The 19500-nt window shown below is 64.9% G+C and carries 15 protein-coding genes; 6 read left to right on the top strand and 9 right to left on the bottom strand.

Annotated elements, in window-relative coordinates:
* The first annotated feature begins 44 nt into the window (after positions 1-44).
* From SAB01S_RS09960 to SAB01S_RS09980, 5 genes are all read left to right on the top strand, one after another.
* Positions 45-515 (top strand): DUF2497 domain-containing protein, encoded by a 471-nt coding sequence (locus SAB01S_RS09960; protein ID WP_062732892.1) that lies wholly within the window; start codon positions 45-47, stop codon positions 513-515.
* 105 nt (positions 516-620) lie between these two features.
* Positions 621-2648, top strand: coding sequence for a S9 family peptidase (locus tag SAB01S_RS09965; protein ID WP_062732893.1), 2028 nt, complete (start codon positions 621-623; stop codon positions 2646-2648).
* Positions 2649-2700: 52 nt separating this feature from the next.
* Positions 2701-3387, top strand: a complete 687-nt coding sequence (locus SAB01S_RS09970; protein ID WP_157078318.1) for an NnrU family protein — start codon at positions 2701-2703, stop codon at positions 3385-3387.
* Positions 3388-3432: 45 nt separating this feature from the next.
* Positions 3433-6222, top strand: a complete 2790-nt coding sequence (locus SAB01S_RS09975; RefSeq protein WP_062732894.1) for a valine--tRNA ligase — start codon at positions 3433-3435, stop codon at positions 6220-6222.
* A 143-nt stretch (positions 6223-6365) separates the two neighbouring features.
* Positions 6366-7817, top strand: a complete 1452-nt coding sequence (locus tag SAB01S_RS09980; RefSeq protein WP_062732895.1) for an MATE family efflux transporter — start codon at positions 6366-6368, stop codon at positions 7815-7817.
* A 4-nt stretch (positions 7818-7821) separates the two neighbouring features.
* On the opposite strand, the gene SAB01S_RS09985 is transcribed toward SAB01S_RS09980, so the two are convergent.
* On the bottom strand, positions 7822-9459 hold the full coding sequence (locus SAB01S_RS09985) for an ATP-binding protein (RefSeq protein ID WP_062732999.1): 1638 nt from the start codon (positions 9457-9459) through the stop codon (positions 7822-7824).
* Between the two features lie 190 nt (positions 9460-9649).
* Here SAB01S_RS09985 and SAB01S_RS09990 point away from each other — a divergent pair, with 190 nt between their 5' ends.
* Entirely contained in the window at positions 9650-10768 is a 1119-nt protein-coding gene (locus SAB01S_RS09990) for an acyltransferase family protein (RefSeq protein ID WP_062732896.1), read from the top strand.
* On the opposite strand, the gene SAB01S_RS09995 is transcribed toward SAB01S_RS09990, so the two are convergent.
* The 8 genes from SAB01S_RS09995 to SAB01S_RS10030 form a co-directional block, all read right to left on the bottom strand.
* Positions 10734-11750 carry an LLM class flavin-dependent oxidoreductase gene (locus SAB01S_RS09995; protein ID WP_062733000.1) on the bottom strand — a complete coding sequence of 339 codons (1017 nt, stop codon included), beginning with the start codon at positions 11748-11750 and terminating at the stop codon, positions 10734-10736. The genes SAB01S_RS09990 and SAB01S_RS09995 overlap by 35 nt on opposite strands.
* Before the next feature lie 44 nt (positions 11751-11794).
* A complete protein-coding gene (locus SAB01S_RS10000; RefSeq protein ID WP_439646667.1) occupies positions 11795-12259 on the bottom strand; it encodes an Hpt domain-containing protein in 465 nt (154 codons plus the stop codon).
* Between the two features lie 41 nt (positions 12260-12300).
* Positions 12301-12543 carry a sulfurtransferase TusA family protein gene (locus tag SAB01S_RS10005; RefSeq protein WP_281179047.1) on the bottom strand — a complete coding sequence of 81 codons (243 nt, stop codon included), beginning with the start codon at positions 12541-12543 and terminating at the stop codon, positions 12301-12303.
* Positions 12533-13903 (bottom strand): ribosome biogenesis GTPase Der, encoded by a 1371-nt coding sequence (der, locus tag SAB01S_RS10010; RefSeq protein WP_062732897.1) that lies wholly within the window; start codon positions 13901-13903, stop codon positions 12533-12535. Before der ends, SAB01S_RS10005 begins: the two co-directional genes overlap by 11 nt.
* A 114-nt stretch (positions 13904-14017) precedes the next feature.
* The gene (locus tag SAB01S_RS10015; RefSeq protein ID WP_439646669.1) at positions 14018-15361 is read right to left on the bottom strand and encodes an outer membrane protein assembly factor BamB family protein; all 1344 of its coding nucleotides are present in this window, start codon (positions 15359-15361) and stop codon (positions 14018-14020) included.
* Between the two features lie 14 nt (positions 15362-15375).
* Positions 15376-16074: a tetratricopeptide repeat protein gene (locus tag SAB01S_RS10020; protein WP_062732899.1), complete on the bottom strand. Its 699-nt coding sequence runs from the start codon at positions 16072-16074 to the stop codon at positions 15376-15378.
* A gap of 75 nt (positions 16075-16149) precedes the next feature.
* Positions 16150-17022: a 3-methyl-2-oxobutanoate hydroxymethyltransferase gene (gene panB / locus SAB01S_RS10025; RefSeq protein WP_062732900.1), complete on the bottom strand. Its 873-nt coding sequence runs from the start codon at positions 17020-17022 to the stop codon at positions 16150-16152.
* 93 nt (positions 17023-17115) lie between these two features.
* Positions 17116-19497: a TonB-dependent receptor gene (locus SAB01S_RS10030; RefSeq protein WP_062732901.1), complete on the bottom strand. Its 2382-nt coding sequence runs from the start codon at positions 19495-19497 to the stop codon at positions 17116-17118.
* Positions 19498-19500 lie beyond the last annotated feature (3 nt).

Here is a 19500-nt window from a genome sequence, read left to right on the forward strand (position 1 = left end):
TAAGGCGGTATTGCTGCGCAATGGATTTTGGACGGGGACTATCCATGGGTGACATGACCAAGGAACCCTCGATGGAAGAGATACTCTCGTCCATCAAGCGGATCATCGCCGAAGAAGGCGAGGAGGCGGTGCAGGCCGCGCCCCGCCGCACGCGCGGCGACAGCGCCCGGACGACGTCCGCCCCGGTCGCGCCCGCGATCGACGAAGTGCTGGAATTGACCGATGAGGTCGCGGAGGAGGAAGTGATGCCCGCTCCCAAAGCTGCTGCCGCCAAACCGTCCGATCCGAAGGGCGACGATACGATCCTTTCGGTCGAAAGCGAAGTGGCCGCGCGCCATTCGCTTTCCGCGCTGTCCTCCATGCTGGTCGCGCCGCGCGATGGCGAGGAAAACACGCTCGACGGCCTGGTCCGCTCCATGCTGCGGCCGATGCTCAAGGAATGGCTCGATGCGCGCCTGCCTGCGCTGGTCGAGGATATGGTGGCCAAGGAAATCGCGCGCATCACCGGTCGTTAAGGCTGGCCTTGCGGCCGCTGGCGCAGCGGCCTAGACCCATGTCATCCTGACGGCGCACGACCCTATCGGGTCCGGGCGCCGCCTGCACGACATGGGACGATATGCATGAAGACTTTGCTGCTTGCGGGCATCGGCGCGATGGCGCTGGCCTGCGCGCCCGCGCTTGCCCGGCCGTTCACGCCGGCCGACATGGTGAATCTTGACCGGATCGGCGCGCCGGCGGTTTCCCCGGACGGCAAATGGCTGGCCTATCAGCTGCGCAGCACCGACCTGGCCGCCAATCGTGGGCGCACCGACCTGTATCTGCTTGCCATCGACAAGCCGGGCCAAGCACCGCGCAAGATCGCTTCGATGGCGGACAAGAATGAAGCCTCGCCCGTTTTTTCGCCCGACGGATCGGCGCTCTATTTTCAGTCGGACGCGAGCGGCGACGACCAACTCTGGCGCGTATCGCTGAGCGGCGGCGATCCGGTGCAGATCAGCAAGGCGCCCGGTGGCATTTCCGGCTTCCTGCTCAGCCCCGATGGCATGAAGGTCGCGCTTTGGGCCGACCGTCCGATAGGCGCGAAGACGCTGGACGATGTGAAGCCCGACGCGCCGGCGGATGCGGGCAGCGGCCGCGTCTATGACCAGCTGTTCGTGCGCCATTGGGACACATGGTCGGATGGCCAGCGGTCGCAGATTTTCGTCATGCCTGTCGCGGGCGGCCCTGCCGTGTCGGTGATGGGCGGACTGGTCGGCGACAGCCCGTCAAAGCCCTTTGGCGGCGCGGAGGAGATGGCCTGGAGCAAGGATGGCAAGACCCTGTTCTTCACTCTGCGGGAGGCGGGGCGGATCGAGCCGCTGTCGACTAATCTCGACATTTTTGCGACGCCCGCCGACGGCAGCGCCGCGCCGACCAACCTGACCGACGCCAATGACGCCACCGACACGATGCCGGCGGTCTCGCCGGACGGACAATGGCTGGCCTATGCGGCGATGAAGCGGCCGGGTTATGAAGCGGACCAGCTGGTGCTGACGCTGCGCAACATCGCGACCGGCGAAACCCGTGCGCTGACGGAAGGATGGGACCGGTCGGTCGGGTCGATCGCCTGGGCGGCGGACGGCAAGTCATTGCTGGTGACGGCCAATGACGTGCTCGACAATCCGGTATTCCGGGTCGATGTCGCGTCTGGCAAGGTGACGCGCCTGACCGGCAAGGGCCATGCCGGCAGCGTCATTCCCTTGCCGCAGGGCGGGTTCGTCTACGCGCTCGACAGCATCCAGTCGCCCGCTGATTTCTGGAAGATGCCCGCTAGGGGCAAGCCGGTGCGTCTGACCCAGGTCAACGCCGATAAGCTGGCGGGCGTCGATGATGTGTCGGTCGAACGCTACAGCTTCAAGGGCGCCAATGGCGACACCGTCTGGGGGCAGATCGTCAAGCCGAAAGGCGCGACCGGCAAGCTGCCCGTCGCCTTCCTAGTCCATGGCGGGCCGCAGGGCAGCTTCAGCGACAGCTGGTCCTATCGCTGGAACCCCAAGGCGTTCGCCGCCCATGGCTATGCCGCGGTGATCGTCGATTTCCACGGCTCCACCGGCTATGGTCAGGCCTTTACCGACAGCATCAGCAAGGACTGGGGCGGCAAGCCGCTGGAAGACCTGAAACTGGGCCTGGCGGCGGCTGCGGCGCAGGACGGGCAGGCGGATGCCGGCAATGCCTGCGCGCTCGGCGCCAGCTATGGCGGCTATATGATGAACTGGATCGCGGGGCAGTGGCCCGACGGGTTCAAATGCCTGGTCCAGCATGACGGCGTGTTCGACGCGCGGGCCATGGCCTATGAAACCGAGGAGCTGTGGTTCGACGAATGGGAACATGGCGGCCCTTATTTCGAGGTGCCGCAGGAATTCGAGAAATGGAACCCGGTCAATCATGTCGCCCAGTGGAAGACGCCGATGCTGGTGGTGACGGGCGAAAAGGATTTCCGCATTCCCTATACCCAGGGGCTGGCGGCTTTCACCGCGCTGCAACGGCGGAATATCCCCTCGAAGCTGCTGGTCTTTCCCGATGAAAATCATTGGGTGCTGAAGCCGAAAAACTCGCTGCAATGGTATGGCGAGGCGCTGGGCTGGCTCGACAAATGGACAGCAAAATAGACAGCTGCGCGCGCTGTGATAGACTGGTCGCTTCCTTGGATAGGGGGCGGCCATGTCGATGGTGATGATCGCAGCGATTGCCTTTGTCGGCACGCATTTCCTTCTGTCCCATCCCCTGCGCGCGCCGATTGTGGGGCGGGTGGCGGAGAAGGGGTTTCTGGCGCTCTATTCGCTGGTGGCCTTTGCGACCCTGGGGTGGCTGGTCGTCGCCTATCGTTCCGAAACCGTAACGAATATGCTCTGGCCGGTGGGCGATGGTCTGTGGGCCATTGCGACCATCGTCATGCTGCTGGCGTCGGTGCTGCTGATGGGGTCGCTGATCGGCAATCCGGCGATGCCCGACCCGGATGGCGCGGTGCGGGTGCCGGCGCAGGCCAAGGGCGTGTTTGCAGTCACGCGCCATCCGATGCTCTGGGCCTTTGCCCTGTGGGGGCTGAGCCATATTCTGGTCTACCCGGTGGCGAAGAATATCATCGTCGCGCTCGCCATCCTGATCCTGTCGCTCGTCGGCGCGGCCTTGCAGGACCGCAAGAAAGAACAGCTGCAACCGGCGCAATGGCGGGAATGGGAGGCGAAAACCAGCTATTGGCCCTTTGCCGCCATCGCGGCGGGGCGCGCGCGCTTCGGGCAGTTCGGCGCTCATGCCTTGGCGGGCGGCGTGGTGCTATGGCTGGCCGCGACCTGGGCGCATATGCCTCTGGCGGGCCGGGCGGCGGGCATATGGCGCTGGATCGGCTGATAGTTTCGCTGGAATGGAGCGGGCAGGGCCTTTAAGGGCGCTGTCATGACCGAGCTGCCCAAGACATTCGACCCCGCGTCCATCGAAGCCCGCTGGTATCAGCATTGGGAGGAAAAGGGGCTGTTCCGCCCCGACCGCCCCGACGCCACGCCCTTCACCATCGTCAACCCGCCGCCCAATGTGACGGGCAGCCTGCATATCGGCCATGCGCTGGACAATACGTTGCAGGATATCGTCATCCGCTACGAACGGCTGCGCGGCAAGGATGCGCTGTGGGTGGTGGGCACCGACCATGCCGGCATTGCGACGCAGATGGTGGTGGAGCGCCAGCTCAACGCCAAGGGCGAAAAGCGCACCGATTACAGCCGCGAGGATTTCATCGCCAAGGTGTGGGAGTGGAAAGCCGAAAGCGGCGGCGCGATCACGCGCCAGCTGCGGCGGCTTGGCTGTTCGATGGACTGGGCGAATGAACGCTTCACCATGGATGAGGGCTTTTCAAAGGCCGTGGTCAAGGTGTTCGTGGAGTTGCACAAGCGCGGCCTGCTCTACCGTGACAAAAGGCTGGTCAATTGGGACCCGCATTTCCGCTCCGCCATTTCGGACCTTGAGGTCGAGACGGTCGAGACCAAGGGCGGTTTCTGGCGCTTCCGCTATCCGCTGGCCGATGGCGTGACCCTGGCTGACGGCAGCGATCATATCGTGGTGGCGACGACTCGGCCCGAAACCATGCTGGCTGACATGGCGGTCGCGGTGCATCCCGACGACGCGCGGTACAAGGATGTGATCGGCAAGGAGATAATTTTGCCCATAACGGGCCGGCGCATCCCCATCGTCGCGGACGATCATGCCGACCCGGAATTGGGCACGGGCGCGGTCAAGATCACGCCGGGGCATGACTTCAACGACTTCGAAGTCGGCAAGCGTGCGGGCTTCAAGGCGGGCGACATGCTCAACATGCTGGATGCCGACGCCAATGTCGTCCAGACCGCCGACGGCCTGATCCCCGAGGCTTTTCTGGGGCTGCACCGCTTCAAGCGCGACGGCGTCGATGGCGCGCGCGAAGCCGTGGTGGCGGAGATGAAGGCGCAGGGCTTCCTCGTGCCGCATGTGACGAAAAACAAGGAAGGCGAGGAGGTCACGGCCGATTTCGAACCGCGCACCATCCAGACTCCCTTCGGCGACCGGTCGGGTGTCGTCATCGAACCCTGGCTGACCGATCAATGGTATGTCGACGCCGCAAAGCTGGCGCAGGCGCCGATGCAGGCCGTGCGCGACGGCGCGATCGAGATCGTGCCAAGGACGTGGGAAAAGACCTTCTTCAACTGGATGGAGAATATCCAGCCCTGGTGCGTCTCGCGGCAACTGTGGTGGGGGCACCGGATTCCGGCATGGTTCGACGCGGACGGCAACAGCTATGTCGCTGAAACCGAAGCCGAAGCGCAGACGCTGGCAGGCAACAAGGCGCTGACCCGCGATCCCGACGTGCTCGACACGTGGTTCTCCTCGGCGCTATGGCCGTTCGGCACGCTTGGCTGGCCCGAAGAATCAACCGCCGTTCGCCCTGAGCTTGTCGAAGGGCAGTCTTTGTCTTCTGAAAACAAGGACAGGGCTTCGACAGGCTCAGCCCGAACGGGTCAGAGCTTGCTCGCGCGTCATTATCCCAATGACCTGCTGATTTCCGGGTTCGACATATTGTTCTTCTGGGACGCGCGCATGGCGATGATGGGACAAGAGTTCATGGGGGATGTCCCGTGGCGCAAACTCTATCTCCATGGCCTCGTTCGCGCGGCGGATGGGCAGAAAATGTCCAAGTCCAAGGGCAATGTCGTCGATCCGCTGGGCCTGATCGATCGGTTCGGCGCGGACGCGCTGCGCTTCTTCATGGCGGCGATGGAAAGCCAGGGCCGCGACGTGAAGATGGATGAGAAGCGGGTCGAGGGCTATCGCAATTTCGCGACCAAGCTGTGGAATGCGGCGCGCTTCCTCCAGTCCAATGGGATTACGGCCTCCGCGACCCATGAAGCGCCCGCCGCCACGCTGCCGGTCAATCGCTGGATCATCGCAGAAACGGTCGGCTGCGTGCAGGCGATCGACACGGCGATGGCCGAACTGCGCTTCGACGCGGCGGCCAACGCCATCTATCACTTCGTCTGGGACCAGTTTTGCGACTGGTATATCGAGCTGACTAAGGGCGCGATGGACGATGAAACCCGCGCCGTCGCGGGCTGGGCGTTCGACCAGATCCTCGTCATGCTGCACCCGTTCATGCCATTCATAACGGAAGAGTTATGGAACCTGACCGGCAAGCGCGCGAACGAATTGATCGTCGCGCAATGGCCGCAGGCGCTGGCCGCCGTCGACAGGCAAGCGCAGGCGGAAATCGACTGGCTGATCCGGCTGGTGAGTGCGATCCGCACCGCGCGCACCGAACTCAATGTGCCGCCCGGCGCGAAGCTGCCGATGGTCGTGAGCGGCGCGGCGGAGGATACGCATCGCCGGCTGGACCGGCAGGGCGTGGCGCTGGCGCGGCTGGGCCGGGTGGAGAGCCTGAGCCTTGGCGAACCGCCCGCTGGCGGCGCGGCGCAAATCGTCCTGGACGAAGCGACCTTCATCCTGCCGCTGGAAGGCGTGATCGACATTGCGGCGGAAAAGGCGCGGCTTGCCAAGGCGCTGGCCGGGGCGGAAAAGGAACGCGATTCGCTGGGCGGTCGCCTGTCCAACGCCAGTTTCGTGGAAAAGGCCAAGCCTGAAGCCGTCGCCAAGGCGCGCGAGGACCATGCCGAAAAGACCGCCGAGGCCGAGCGGCTGAAAGCGGCACTGGAACGGTTGGGATAAGCCCGGGCATATGACCCGTTCGGGCTGAGCTTGTCGAAGCCCTGTTCTTCCTTGATAGAAGAACGGCCCTTCGACAGGCTCAGGGCGAACGGTGGCGGCCATGGTCCGCTTCCTTATCCAGCCTGCGTGGGGAGGTGCAGACAATGGCGACACGCGAATCAGGCAGCAAGGACCTGACGCAGGGGGCGATCGGATCGACGCTGCTGCTCTTTGCCATGCCGACGCTGGCGTCCAACATCCTCCAGTCCTTGAATGGCTCGATCAACGCCATCTGGGTTGGCCGCTTCCTGGGCGCGCAGGCGCTGGCGGCGACCGCCAACGCCAATATCATCATGTTCCTCATGTTCTCGGTCGTGTTCGGGTTCGGCATGGCCTCGACCGTGGTGGTCGCCCAGTCGGTCGGCGCGAAGGATATCGACGCGGCGCGCCGCGCGTTCGGTACGGCGGTCGGCTTTTGTTCGATGCTGGGGCTGGGCGTCGCCATCGCCGGCTGGATCGGCGCGCCCGCATTGCTGCGGTTGCTCGCGACGCCGCAGGAGGCGTTCGACCTGGCGCTCGTTTATCTGCGCGTCATCTTCTTCGCCATGCCAGCGACCTTGCTGGTCGTCATGATCATGATGGGCCTGCGCGGCGCGGGCGACGCGCGCACCCCGCTCATCTTCATGATTGTCAGCGTCGCCATTGACCTGGTGCTCAATCCCGTGCTGATCCTGGGGCTTGGGCCGGTTCCGGCCTTCGGCATTGCGGGGTCTGCGGCGGCGACGGCGGCGGCCGGGTTCATCAGCCTGATCGGCGTCGTCGCCTTCATCTACGCCAAGGACATGCCGCTGCGGCTGCGTGGCGCGGAACTGCGCTACCTCTGGCCTGCCGCCGACCAGATGCGCGTGCTGCTGGGCAAGGGATTGCCGATGGGGTTGCAGATGATCGTCATGTCCCTGTCGGGCCTGGTCATGATCGGCCTCGTCAACCGCGAGGGGCTGCTGGTGACGGCCGCCTATGGCGCGGCGCAGCAGATATGGACCTATCTTCAGATGCCGGCGATGGCGATGGGCGCGGCGGTCAGCGCGATGGCGGCGCAGAATATCGGTGCGGCGCGGTGGGACCGGATCAGCCGCATCACCGGCTATGGCCTGGGCTATCTGCTGGCCGTGACCAGCGCAATGGTCCTGGTCATTCTGTTGTTCCACGAACCGCTGCTGGCGCTGTTCCTGGGCGATAATCAGGCGGCAATCGCGGCAGCCTGGACGATGCAGCTGCTCGCCAGCTGGAGCTTCATCTTCTTTGGCTGCACCATGATCCTGTTCGGCGTCATGCGCGCCAATGGCGTGGTGGTCGCGCCGCTGCTGATTCTCATCTTCACATTGTTCGCGGTGCGGCTGGGCTTTTATCATCTCGCCTATCCGGTGCTGGACGCGAACGCCCTGTGGCTGAGCTTCCCCGTCGGGTCGCTGACCGCGCTGCTGCTGGCAGCGGCGGTGTATCTGCACGGCGGCTGGCGCAAGGCGAAGCTGATGGCGCCGGTCCATGCCGAACAATGCCGCGAAAGCGTGAACAGCGAAGCCGAACCGGCCGGGCGCATCACCCCGGTCGGCTAAGCCGTCAGCGCCCCTGGCTGCGCCAGCGGGTGATGGTGCGCGCCAGAATATCCTGCTCGCCGCCCGATTGACGCCACAGGTCGGTGAAGCTGGGGTCGCTCGACGCCGGGCGTCGCTGCGGCTCCAGCGTGTCGAGCGCGACGCGGATCGGCACGGCGACGCCTTCCCCGCAGATGATCGCCTCGCGGTTGCGAAGCGCGGGGATGCTGTCCAGAAATCCGCGCGCGCCTTCGGGCATCGCCGCCTTTACGAACGCCTGGTCGCGATCATTGTTGAGGCGCATGGCGATGATGGTGCCGCATTGCGACAGCACGCCTTCGGCAAGGTCCGACGGGCGCTGCGTGATGAGGCCCAGTGATACGCCATATTTGCGGCCTTCCTTGGCGATCCGCTCCAATATCTTGCGCACGGCTTGCCCCGACCCGCTGGTGGAGGCGGGGATGTAGCGATGCGCCTCCTCGCACACCAGCAGGATCGGCCGCTGCGGCTCGTCCCGTGCCCAGATGGCATAGTCGAACACCAGCCGCGACAGCACCGACACCACGGTCGATGTGATGTCGGATGGCATGGCCGACACGTCGATGATGGAAATGGGCTTGCCATCGGAGGGCAGGCGGAAAATCTTGGCAATGAACTGCTGCATCGTGTCCGCGACCAGCATGCCCGAAAACATGAAGCTGTAGCGCGGATCGGCCTTGATCTCGTCAATCTTGGTCTTGAGCCGCATATAGGGGAGCGCGCCGGTGCCCTTGTCCAGCTTTCCCATCTCGTTCTGGAGGATGGTGGTGAGGTCGGACAGCAGATAGGGCACGGGCGAATCCACCGTCAGGCGGCCGATGCTGTCGGCCAGCCGGTTCTTCGACCGCGCGGCGAGCAGGCACTTGGCCAGGATATCGCTGTCGACGGTGCGGTCGGCACCCTGCGAGGTCACGAACACCTCGCAATGTTCCTCGAAATTCATCAGCCAATAGGGCAGCGCCAGATTGCTGACGTCATAGACCGCGCCATTCTGCGCGAAGGCGGCGCCATATTCGCCATGGGGGTCGATCATGACGATATGCCCCTGGGGCGACAGGTCGCAGATGCGGTGCAGGATCAGCGCCGCGCTGGTCGATTTGCCGGTGCCGGTCGATCCCAGCAGCGCGAAATGCTTGCCCAGCATCGAATCGACATACAGCGCCGCGCGCGTGTCGCTGGTGGGGTAGACGGTGCCGATCTCCACATTGGCGCGGTCGTCGGCGGCGTAGATTTGCTGCATGTCGGCGCTCGACACCGGGAAGATGTCGGTGCCGGGCGTGGGATAGCGGGTGATGCCGCGCCGGAAATGATGAATGCACCCCGTCGCCGGCTCCTCATCGCCTTCGCCCAGAAAATCAATGTCGGCAATGACGCTGTGCGTCGCCTGATCCAGCGCCATGGCGCGTACGCTGGCGATCGCCCAGCTGGCCCCGACCCGCATCTTGACCTGGCTGCCGACCTGTCCCGCCATGGCGACGCAAGGGTCGGCGTCCTGGCCCAATATGCCCAGCCGCTGAGCGTCGATCAGCACCTTGGAACTGGACCCGGCGATCTGGAACACCATGCCCATGGAATGGGGATGATCCGGCGTGGTCGACGCGGCGAAACTCTGGGCGTCCGACATATAGGACATGATGCATCCGTTTCCTTGGCGCCGATCACGATCCGGCAAACATCAAGGCTCTAGGAGCAAGAGGTAAATTTTGGCTTAGCTGCGTCCGGGGCTGTCATCCCGATTGCTTGCACAGGCCGGACAAGGGAACATGGATCAGCTTCACGCATTAGAAGCGCCAGCTTAAATACAGGATGCTTTCTTGTCCGAAACGATAGTTGCCGACCGCGCCCGCCGATCCGACGCCATCGCCATCGCGCGCGTCATCTGCATATTGGGCGTGGTCTATGTCCATGCCTGGACCGGGCTGAACGGCATCGCGCTGGCGGCCTTGCGCGGCACCGGGCAGGACACGCTGCGCTGGACGCTGATGGAGGTGTTCGGGCGCAGCGCGGTGCCGCTCCTGGGCCTGATTTCCGGCTGGCTGGTGGCGGGATCGGGCACATCGCGCGCCTGGACCACCCATGTCGCGCGCAAGGCGCGCACCATTTTGCTGCCGATGGTCTTGTGGAATGCGCTGGCCATCCTGTTCGTATCGGGCGCGGCGTTGCTGTTCCACCTTCAGGCGCCGACGCCCAGTTCGCTGGAGTGGGTGGCGCAGGAATTGTTCATCCTGACGCGCAATCCCGACATCAACGTGCAAATGCCGTTCCTGCGCGACCTGTTCCTGTGCATGCTGGCCGCGCCCTTGCTGGTGCGGTTGCCCGGATGGATGCTGATCCTGCTCGCCCTGATCGCGGCGGCGGCGCAGGTGGCGGGGCTGGGACCGCCGGTGCTGATGCGCGCGTCGATCCTGTTCTTCTTCGTCATCGGGATTTTGGCGCGGCGGCAGGGTGCGGAGCAGACCGTTGCGCGCCTGCCGTTGTGGCTTGCGCTGGTGCCCTTCCTCTTGCTGATGATGGTGCAGCTTTACCGTGCCGTGGCGGTAGGGAACGGCGAATGGACGACGGTGCAGCGCGCGATTGACATGAGCGTGCGCATTACCGCCGCCGTCGCCTTCTGGCGGATCGCCTGGGCGCTGGCGGGATCGGGCGCGCGGGGGCTGTTGCTGCGGATCGAACCCTATATGTTCTTCCTGTTCTGCGCCCACCTGATCCTGATCTGGCTGGGCGGGCCGCTGATCGGCAAACTCACCGGCGACATGGGATCGCCCCTTTATCCCCTCTACCTGGTCCTTCAGCCGCTGATCGTGCTGATCACTGTCATCGCGATCGGATCGACACTGCGCCGGATCGCTCCGGGCGCGGCGGCATTGCTGAGCGGAGGGCGGCTTGGCCCCGCGCGGATCAAAGATCAACCGGTTCTGGTGCGCGCGCCGTGATCGCCTGCGCAGCGGCCATGGCGATGGCAAAGCTGTGCTTGCGCGCTTCGGGATCGTAAATCTGCCCGGTCAGCATGATTTCGTCGGCCTGCGTGCGCGTGAGAAAGGCGGCCAGATCGCGTTCGACATCCTGCCGGGTGCCGATGCTCGACACATTCATCACATCGGCCAGCATCGCGCGCCCCGGCGCAGGCAGGCTATCGAGATAGCCGGGCACCGGCGGTTGCAGCTTGCCCGGCTGGCCGGTGCGCAGCCGCACAAAGGCTTGCTGCATCGAACTGGCGAGGAGCGTGGCCTCCTCCTGGCTATCGGCGGCAAAGACATTATAGGCCGCCATCACATAGGGCCGGTGGAGCTGGGCGGACGGGCGAAAGTCGCGGCGGTAGAGGGCGATCGCCTCGTCCAGCGCAGCCGGCGCGAAATGCGAGGCGAAGGCATAGGGAAGACCGAGCGCCGCGGCGAGTTGCGCGCCATAGAGGCTTGAGCCCAAGATCCACAGCGGCACGTTCGCGCCCGCGCCCGGCGTCGCCTCTATGCCCAGCCGGTCGTCGCCGGCCAGGAAAGCCTGCAATTCCATCACGTCACGGGGAAACTGGTCGACGCCGCCGCTCAAATTGCGGCGGATCGCCTGCGCGACCTTCTGGTCCGATCCCGGCGCGCGGCCAAGGCCAAGGTCGATGCGGCCGGGAAACAGCGCGTCCAATGTCCCGAACTGTTCGGCGATCACCAGCGGCGCATGATTGGGCAGCATGATGCCGCCCGCGCCGATGCGCATGGTGGAGGTGGCATGGCCGATATGCGCCAGCACGACGGCGGTCGCGGCCGATGCAATGCCCGCCATGCCATGATGCTCGGCCACCCAGAAACGATGATAGCCAAGGCGTTCGGCATGGGCGGCAAGGTCAGCTGTCTGCGCCAGCGCGGACGCGACGTCGCTGCCTTCGCGGACGGGGACCAGGTCGAGCAGGGAAAAGCGTGTCATGCCGCTCATATGGGGGCATGATGCGTTTCAGTTCAAGACTGAACCTAACTGGCGCGGCCGAAACTGGGCTGCGGCGCCGTCACGCGGCGACCAAAGCCTGTCGGACGGCGCGCCGCCAGCGGATTGGCGTCCCGATCGAGCAGCGCCACGGTTTCGCTGAAGCAGGGACGCAGCGCGACCACCGTTTCGATCAATTCGTCGGGCGTCTCATGCATTTCGACACAGCGCCGGGCAGTCATCTCGATCGTTTCGGCGAGCGCGGACAGGCGATGCGCGCAGAACTGCGCCGACTCGCCCTTCAGCGTGTGGGCCGGGCGCACCAGCGCGGTCGCATTGCGGGTCCGCATGGCTTCCTCAATTTCATGGATCGACTTGATGCCGTCTTCCTTGAAATAGCTCAGGATGCGCAAATAGGCCGCGCCCAGCTCCGCGCGCGCACGCGCCAGCTCGGTGAAGTCCACCAGATCGGATTGTTGATGCAGCACCCGCCACTCCCTCACATGCCCCATGCATGCCGTGCCGAACATAAGGGGCACGCGTAAACAGGCGGTTAAATTCTGCGCGATTCCGGGGCGCTGTCGGGATGGCTCAGCAGATAGCGGTCCTGCCCCATTTCACTGAAATACCAGCCATTTTGCGCGGCAAGCGCCGCCAGCTCCGCGCCCGCGATCGGATCATCCGCCTCGATCACAATTTCGCGCGCGCCCCGCATCGCGCGCGCGGCGCGCAATGCGGGCCAGGGGCATTTCATCCCCCGCGCATTGATCGCGACGGGCGCATCCTCATTTGCCAAAAGGGTTCTTCGCGCTGCGCAGCGTCAACCGCACCGGCACCGCGCCAAAGCCCAGTTCCTTGCGGATGCCGTTCACCAGATAGCGGCGATAGCTTTCGGGCAGTTCGTCAAGCCGGGTGCCGAACAGTACGAAGGTCGGCGGCCGCGTCTTGTTCTGCGTGATGTAGCGCAGCTTGATGCGCTTGCCGCCGGGCGCGGGCGGGGGATTGGCCTCCAGCGCGCGTTCGAACCAGCGGTTCAAAATGCCGGTGGAAATGCGCTGCGACCAGGCGGTGCGGGTTTCGAAGGCGACATGGATCAGGTCATCCAGGCCCTTTCCGGTCGCGGCCGACACCGTCATGATCGGCACGCCGCGCACCTGCGCCAGACCGTCGGACAGCGCCTGCTTGATGCCCTGATAGAGGGCGGAGCCATTGTCGACCGTATCCCATTTGTTGAGCGCGATGACGAGCGCGCGCCCTTCCACCAGCACCTTGTCGGCGATGCGCAGATCCTGCGCCTCCAGCCCGCGCGTGGAATCGAGCAACAGCACGACCACTTCGGCGAAGTTCACAGCGTTCAGGCCATCGGATACCGCCAGCTTTTCGAGCTTGTCCTGAACCTTGGCGCGCTTGCGCATGCCCGCTGTGTCGATGAGGCGCACGGGCCGTTCCAGCCCATCCCGGCTGGTCCAGCTCCAGTCGACGGCGATGCTATCACGGGTGATGCCGGCCTCCGGCCCCGTCAGCAACCGGTTTTCACCCAACAACCTGTTGATAAGTGTGGACTTTCCTGCGTTCGGGCGGCCCACGATCGCCAGTTTGAGCGGCGCGTTCTCCATGTCGGCTTCGCTGTCGCCGGCGGCTTCCGGCTCATCTCCCTCCTCGCGGTCGAGATGGGGCAGCAGGGCCTGGAACAGGTCGGCCATGCCCTGGCCATGTTCGGCGGAAAAGGGGATGGGTTCGCCAAGGCCCAGCCCAAAGGCTTCCATGACGCCGCCTTCCGACGATTTCCCTTCCGCCTTGTTGGCGACCAGCACGACCGGCGCATCGCCTTCGCGCAGCCAGCGGGCGATCTCCTCGTCCAGCGGTGTGATGCCCGCGCGCGCGTCGACCAGGAACAGGGCGACATCGCAATTTTCGACCGCCGCCTGTGTCTGGAGACGCATCCGGCCGGGGAGCGACTGCGGGTCTTCGTCCTCATAACCGGCGGTGTCGATGATGGTGAAGTCCAGCCCCAGAAGATGCGCCTCGCCCTCCCGCCGGTCGCGCGTGACGCCCGGCTGGTCATCCACCAGCGCCAGCTTCTTGCCGACCAGGCGGTTGAACAGGGTGGACTTGCCCACATTAGGCCGTCCCACGATCGCTACGGTCGGCAGCATGGCCCTTTTCCTTCCAGTCAAAAAACAGATGCTCCCGCGCGGGCAGGGGGCTGGCCCATCGGCTGGACCCCGCCCCCTGCCTGCGCAGGAGCACGCTTAGCATGAGTGTGCGGCTTAACGGAACGCCGTCAGTTTTCCGTCATCGGCCAAGATGTAAAGCATGCTGTTGGCGACGACCGGGGACAGCGACATGGACCGCTTCATGTCGACCGTCGACTGCACATCGCCCGACGCGGGGTCGACATAGACCAGTTCGCCCCGCGTGGACACGACGATCAGGCGGCCGCCGGCCAGCACCGGGCCGGTCCAGCGGATCGCCTTGTCCTTCTTCTTTTCTTTCACCCAGCGGCGCAACTGGCTGATCCAGCGAATCTTGCCGGTGGCGCGCGATACGCACAGCAGCTTGGCGTCGCTGGTGACGGCGAACACCCATTCGCCCACCACCGCCGGGGTCGAAATGCCCGCGATATTGATTTCCCAGATGCGCTGGCCGCTGGTCAGTTCATAGCTCGCCATGCGGCCGCCCTGGCCGATCGCGAACACGCGGCCGCGGTCGATCACCGGATCGGCGTCGATGTCGGTCAGCGTGGCGACGGCGGTCGAAATGCTGGTGCGCGACAGTGCGTCACCCCAGAGCGATCGGCCATTCTCGTAGCGATAGGCCGAAATTTCGCCAGAGCTGTAGCCGGCGATCACCGTGCCCTGCGCGGCGGCGGGTGCTGCCACGCCGAAAATACCCGTCACCTGCAGCGTGCCGCTGTCGGTCCATTGGGTGACGCCATCGCTCTGGTTCAGCGCAAAAATCTGGTTGTCCTGGCCCATGACATAGACATGGCCATTTTCCAGCGTCGGCGCGCCGCGCAGCGGGCCACCCAGATGCTTCTGCCACAGGATTTTGCCGGTTGCCGCTTCCATCGCGACCACGTCACCGACGCCCGTGCTGGCGAACAGACGGTCGCCCAGCACGCTGACGCCGCCGCCGAACAGGGCGCGGCCATTGCCTTCGGCCGGCAACGATGTCTGCCACAGTTTCGATCCGCTTGCGGCGTCGAAGGCGATGACATGCGCGCCCGCGTCGATGACATAGAGCTTGCCGTCCGCAACCACCGGCGACGCGGCGAGGCGCGCCTGGGGCTTGCTGCCCTGGATGGAGACGGTCCACGCCTGGCTGGGCGATCCGGCCAGCGAGACATGGCCCATCGCCTTGGCCGAATTGCCGCCCGGCTGGCTCCAGCTGTCGTTGACATAGGGGGCGGGCAGGGTGACGGGCACGTCCGCCAGCGCCGGGTCCACTTCCACGCCCTGTTCGTTGGACAGGATCGACACGCGGTTGCCGACGACCGGCGTCTTGGGGCCGCCCTTCTTGCCGCCGACGATGCCGCAACCAGCCAGCAAAGCGATCATCGCCGCCACGGTCACGGCGCGGCCCACAGGCGCCAGGCTTTTCATGCTCACCATCGCCATCTTGTCGCTCATCCCTCGCTCGGCTCCGCCGGTATCTCCACCGCGTCGATACCCATGACGCCCGCCATCTGACGCGCGCGTGAACGGATCGACTGCGGCACCTTCTCATCCTTGGCCATGGCCGCGAACATCGGGCCGGCCAGGTCATTCTTGCCCATCTTCATATAGGCGATGGCGACCAGTTCACCCGCGCTGCCGAACCAGGGCGCGCCTTCCACCGCCAGCGGCTTCAGCCGGTCGACCACCTGCTGGGGTTTCAGGCTGTCAAATTCCAGCGAGGTCTGGCGGATCAGCGCCAGATCGCGATAGGGCTGGTCCAGGCTGTCGTCCGCCGCGATGGCGCGATAGGCGGCGATCGCGGCCTTCGCATCGCCCTTGCGCGCGGCGACGCCCGCCTGCACCAGCAGCGCCGACGCGCGATAGCCCGGCTGGCTGGCCTTGGTCAGCGCGTCCAGCTGCTTCGCGTCGGGCGTGCCGCCGCCCACCGCCGTGTCGAGCAGCGTATCCATCTGTTCCGACACCGCTTCCGACTGCGTTTTCTGATGATGCTGCCAGTAAAGCCAGCCGCCAAAGGCCGCCAAGCCCACGACCAGCAGGACAATGAGGATGCGGCCATAGCGTTGCCAGAAGGTCGTCAGCTGGTCCTGGCGGACGGCGTCATCGACCTCGCGCATGAAGGCTTCGCTATTTTGCGGCGTCAGGGCCACGATATTCTCCGAGAAATGGATCAGAAACGTCTGGCAGAAGGCGCGATCAATAGCGGCGCTTATGCCACAGGCAAATCACTTTTTGGGGCGATAGACCTGATCGGCGGTGGGGAAGGCGCGGCTGCGCACATCGGCGGCATAGCGGGCGGCGGCGTCGCTGATGGTTTCGGCCATGGCGCCATAGCGTTTGACGAAGCGGGGCGTGCGCTCGAACATGCCCAGCATGTCTTCGGCGACCAGCACCTGCCCGTCGCAGCGCGCCGACGCGCCGATGCCGATGACCGGCACCGCCACAGCATCGGTGATGATGTCGGCCAGTTCCTCCATCACGCCTTCGACCACCATGGCGAAGGCGCCGGCGGATGCGACCGCGCGGGCGTCGCCCACGATCTTGGCATGTTCCGCCTCGCTCTTGCCGCGCGCGCCATAGCCACCCAGCGCGTTCACCGCCTGGGGCGTCAGGCCGATATGCGCCATCACCGGGATGCCGCGCTGGCTCAGGAAGGCGATGGTGTCGGCCATGGCCTCCCCGCCCTCCAGCTTGACGCCCGCCGCGCCGGTTTCGGCAAGAATGCGGCTGGCGCTGGCAAAGGCCTGCTGTGGCGATGCTTCATAGCTGCCAAAGGGCATGTCGACGATGACGACGCTGTGATAGCTGCCGCGCACCACCGCCGCGCCATGGGCGATCATCATGTCCAGCGTCACCGGCAGGGTGGAGGGCAGGCCGTAAATCACCTGGCCCAGCGAATCGCCCACCAGCAGCATGTCGCAATGCGGATCGAGCAGTTGCGCCTGCCGCGCGGTATAGGCGGTCAGCATCACCAGCGGTTCGGCGGTCCGCCCGTCGACCTTGCGCCGCTGGATGGCGGGCACGGTCAGCCGCTTCATGGGCGCGGGCGTCGGCGTGGCGCGGCTCGTCGCGGTGTCGATCGTGAAGGTCGTAGACATGAGCGCGCTCTACCCCAGCGGCGGGCGTCGCGCAAATGATGCAAAGGGAAGAGGAGCGGCACTGCCATGTCGCTCCTCCCCAGGGGGCCGTTCCTAAAAGTCCGCCTTGATGGTGAGGCCATAGGTGCGCGGGTCGCCTGGCTGGCCGGCGATGAGGCCCGTATTGCCGGGCGTGGTGGCCAGCACTTCCATATAATTTTGATCGAAGATGTTGCGCACCCAGCCATAGACATTGATCCCGTCGCTGTTGCGGAAGCCCAGGCGCAGATTGTTGAGGCTGTATCCCTTGATATCCATGTAGATGGAGCGCGACGCGTTGGACGAGAAGGTCGAGCGATAGCTGCCGTCCCAGCCGAGATAAAATTGCCCGTCCCCGCCCAGCACCGCGGTCGGGACGTTGAATTCCACGCCATAGGACAGCGAATATTTGGAAATGCCGGGCAGCAACTGGCCGGATATGTCGCAGGTCACGGGGCTGGACGATCCGCCCGACAGTTCGGGCGGGCAGGGGGCGTTGGTGAAGCGCAGATATTTGGGATCAGTATAGGCGCCGCTCGCATAGGCGTTGACGCGATCGGACGGGCGGACCGAAAAATCCGCCTCCACGCCGCGCACCCGCACCTTGTCCGCATTGGCGAGATAGCCGCGCAGAACGCTGTTCTGGCCATTGTTGACGATCGCCTGATAATCGCGGATCTCGGTCCAGAAGCCGCTCAGGTTGAGCGTTGCGCGCCTGTCCCAGAATTGCGTTTTCAGGCCGACTTCATAATGATTGACCTTCTCCGGCTTGACGGTCGCCACGTTAAGCTGGGGGTTGCCGTTCGCGTCCAGCGGCACTCCGTTCAAATTGATGCCACCAGATTTGAAGGCCCGCGACCAGGTGGCATAGGCCATCACATCGTCGCTGACTTCATAGGATGCCGTCAGGTCCCAGGACAGGTTCCAGTCACTGAACTTCGCGTCGAAGGACTGCGGCGCCAGCACGCCACGCTGCGCGACGATCCAGGGATCGGTGCTGGCGAAGGTGACGGTCTGACGCGTGCCGTCCGACGCGGTGCCGGTGACGACCGAATCATAGCTGCCGGTCTTGCGGTCATAGTTGAGCCGCAGCCCCGGCTGAAGGCTGAGCCGATCGGTCACATGCCAGGTCAGCTGGCCGAACAGCGCGGCGCTGCTGTTCTTGAGGCGAATGTCATTGTCGGCGGTCAGCCCTTCCAGCACGGCCGGGATTTGCGAGAGCGGGCTGGATGGGTTGAGCAGCCATGCGCTGGCGTCTGCGCCCTGCACCTGGCTGCCGGTGGTGTGGATCGTCTGGTGAAAGGCGAACGCGCCGACGACAAAGTCGATCGTCTGCCCTTCCTGCGCATAGCGCAATTCCTGCGTCCATTGTTTTTGCTGGGTCGGGTTCTGCGATTTGGCGGTGATATCAAGGCCGGTGAAATCGCGGTCGTTGGACGGCTGCCAGTCCCAGTAGCGATAGGCCGACACCGACGTCAGCGTGCCGGGGCCAAGGTCCCATTCGGCGCGCAGCGACGCACCGCCCATTTCATTGCGGGCGCGCAGCGCAGCGTCCAGGTCGGTCAGGCGATCATAGGGATTGGTGCTCGGCACCTGATAGCCCAGCGCCGCCGTCAGCGCCGGATATTGGCGGTTGGCCGTGCGCTGGGTCGGACCATAGCCGGCATAGATTTGCGCGCAGCAGACCGGGTTTTGAAGGTTATAATCGCCCGACAGGGTGAAGCTCAGCGTATCGGTGGCCTTCCACAGCAGGGAAGCTTTGAGGCCCAGGAAATCCTGGCTGTTGACGCGCTGATTGGTGGCGACATTGTAGATTGTGCCGTTTCGGTCGGTCACGGACGCGCCGATGCGCACCGCCAGCCGATCGGTAATCGGTCCCGACACCGTCGCCTTGGCCTGTTTGAAGCCAAGATTGCCGACCGAGATTTCCGCCTTGCCTTCATAGCTGAAGCTGGGGGCGCGGGTGGTGATGTTGATCGCGCCGGCGGTCGTGTTCTTGCCATAGAGCGTGCCCTGCGGCCCGCGCAGCACCTCCACCTGTTCGATATCGACGAAATCCAGCGTCGCGGCGGCGACCCGGTTATAATAGACCTGGTCGATATAGATGCCCACGCCCTGTTCGATGCCGTCATTGGTCAGGCCAAGCGGCGCGCCGATCCCGCGAATGTTGATGGAGCTGTTGCGCGGGTTGGTGGAATAAAATTGCAGCGTCGGCTGCAACTGCGTCAGCCGCTGGATATTATAGCTGCCGGTCTGCTCGATCGCCTCGGCATTCAGGACGGAGACGGAGAGCGGCACATCCTGCAACTCTTCGGCGCGTCGGCGCGCGGTGACAACGATGGCGCCGCCGACGATGGCCGTGTCCGCTTGGTCCGGTGCGCTGTCCTGCGCATGCGCGGCAGGCAGGATGAAGGATGCGCTCGCGACGCTCGCGAGCAACAGGAAACGCGCAATCATGAC

The organism is Sphingobium abikonense NBRC 16140, assembly GCF_001598335.1.
In the GTDB taxonomy this organism is placed as follows: Bacteria; Pseudomonadota; Alphaproteobacteria; order Sphingomonadales; family Sphingomonadaceae; genus Sphingobium; species Sphingobium abikonense.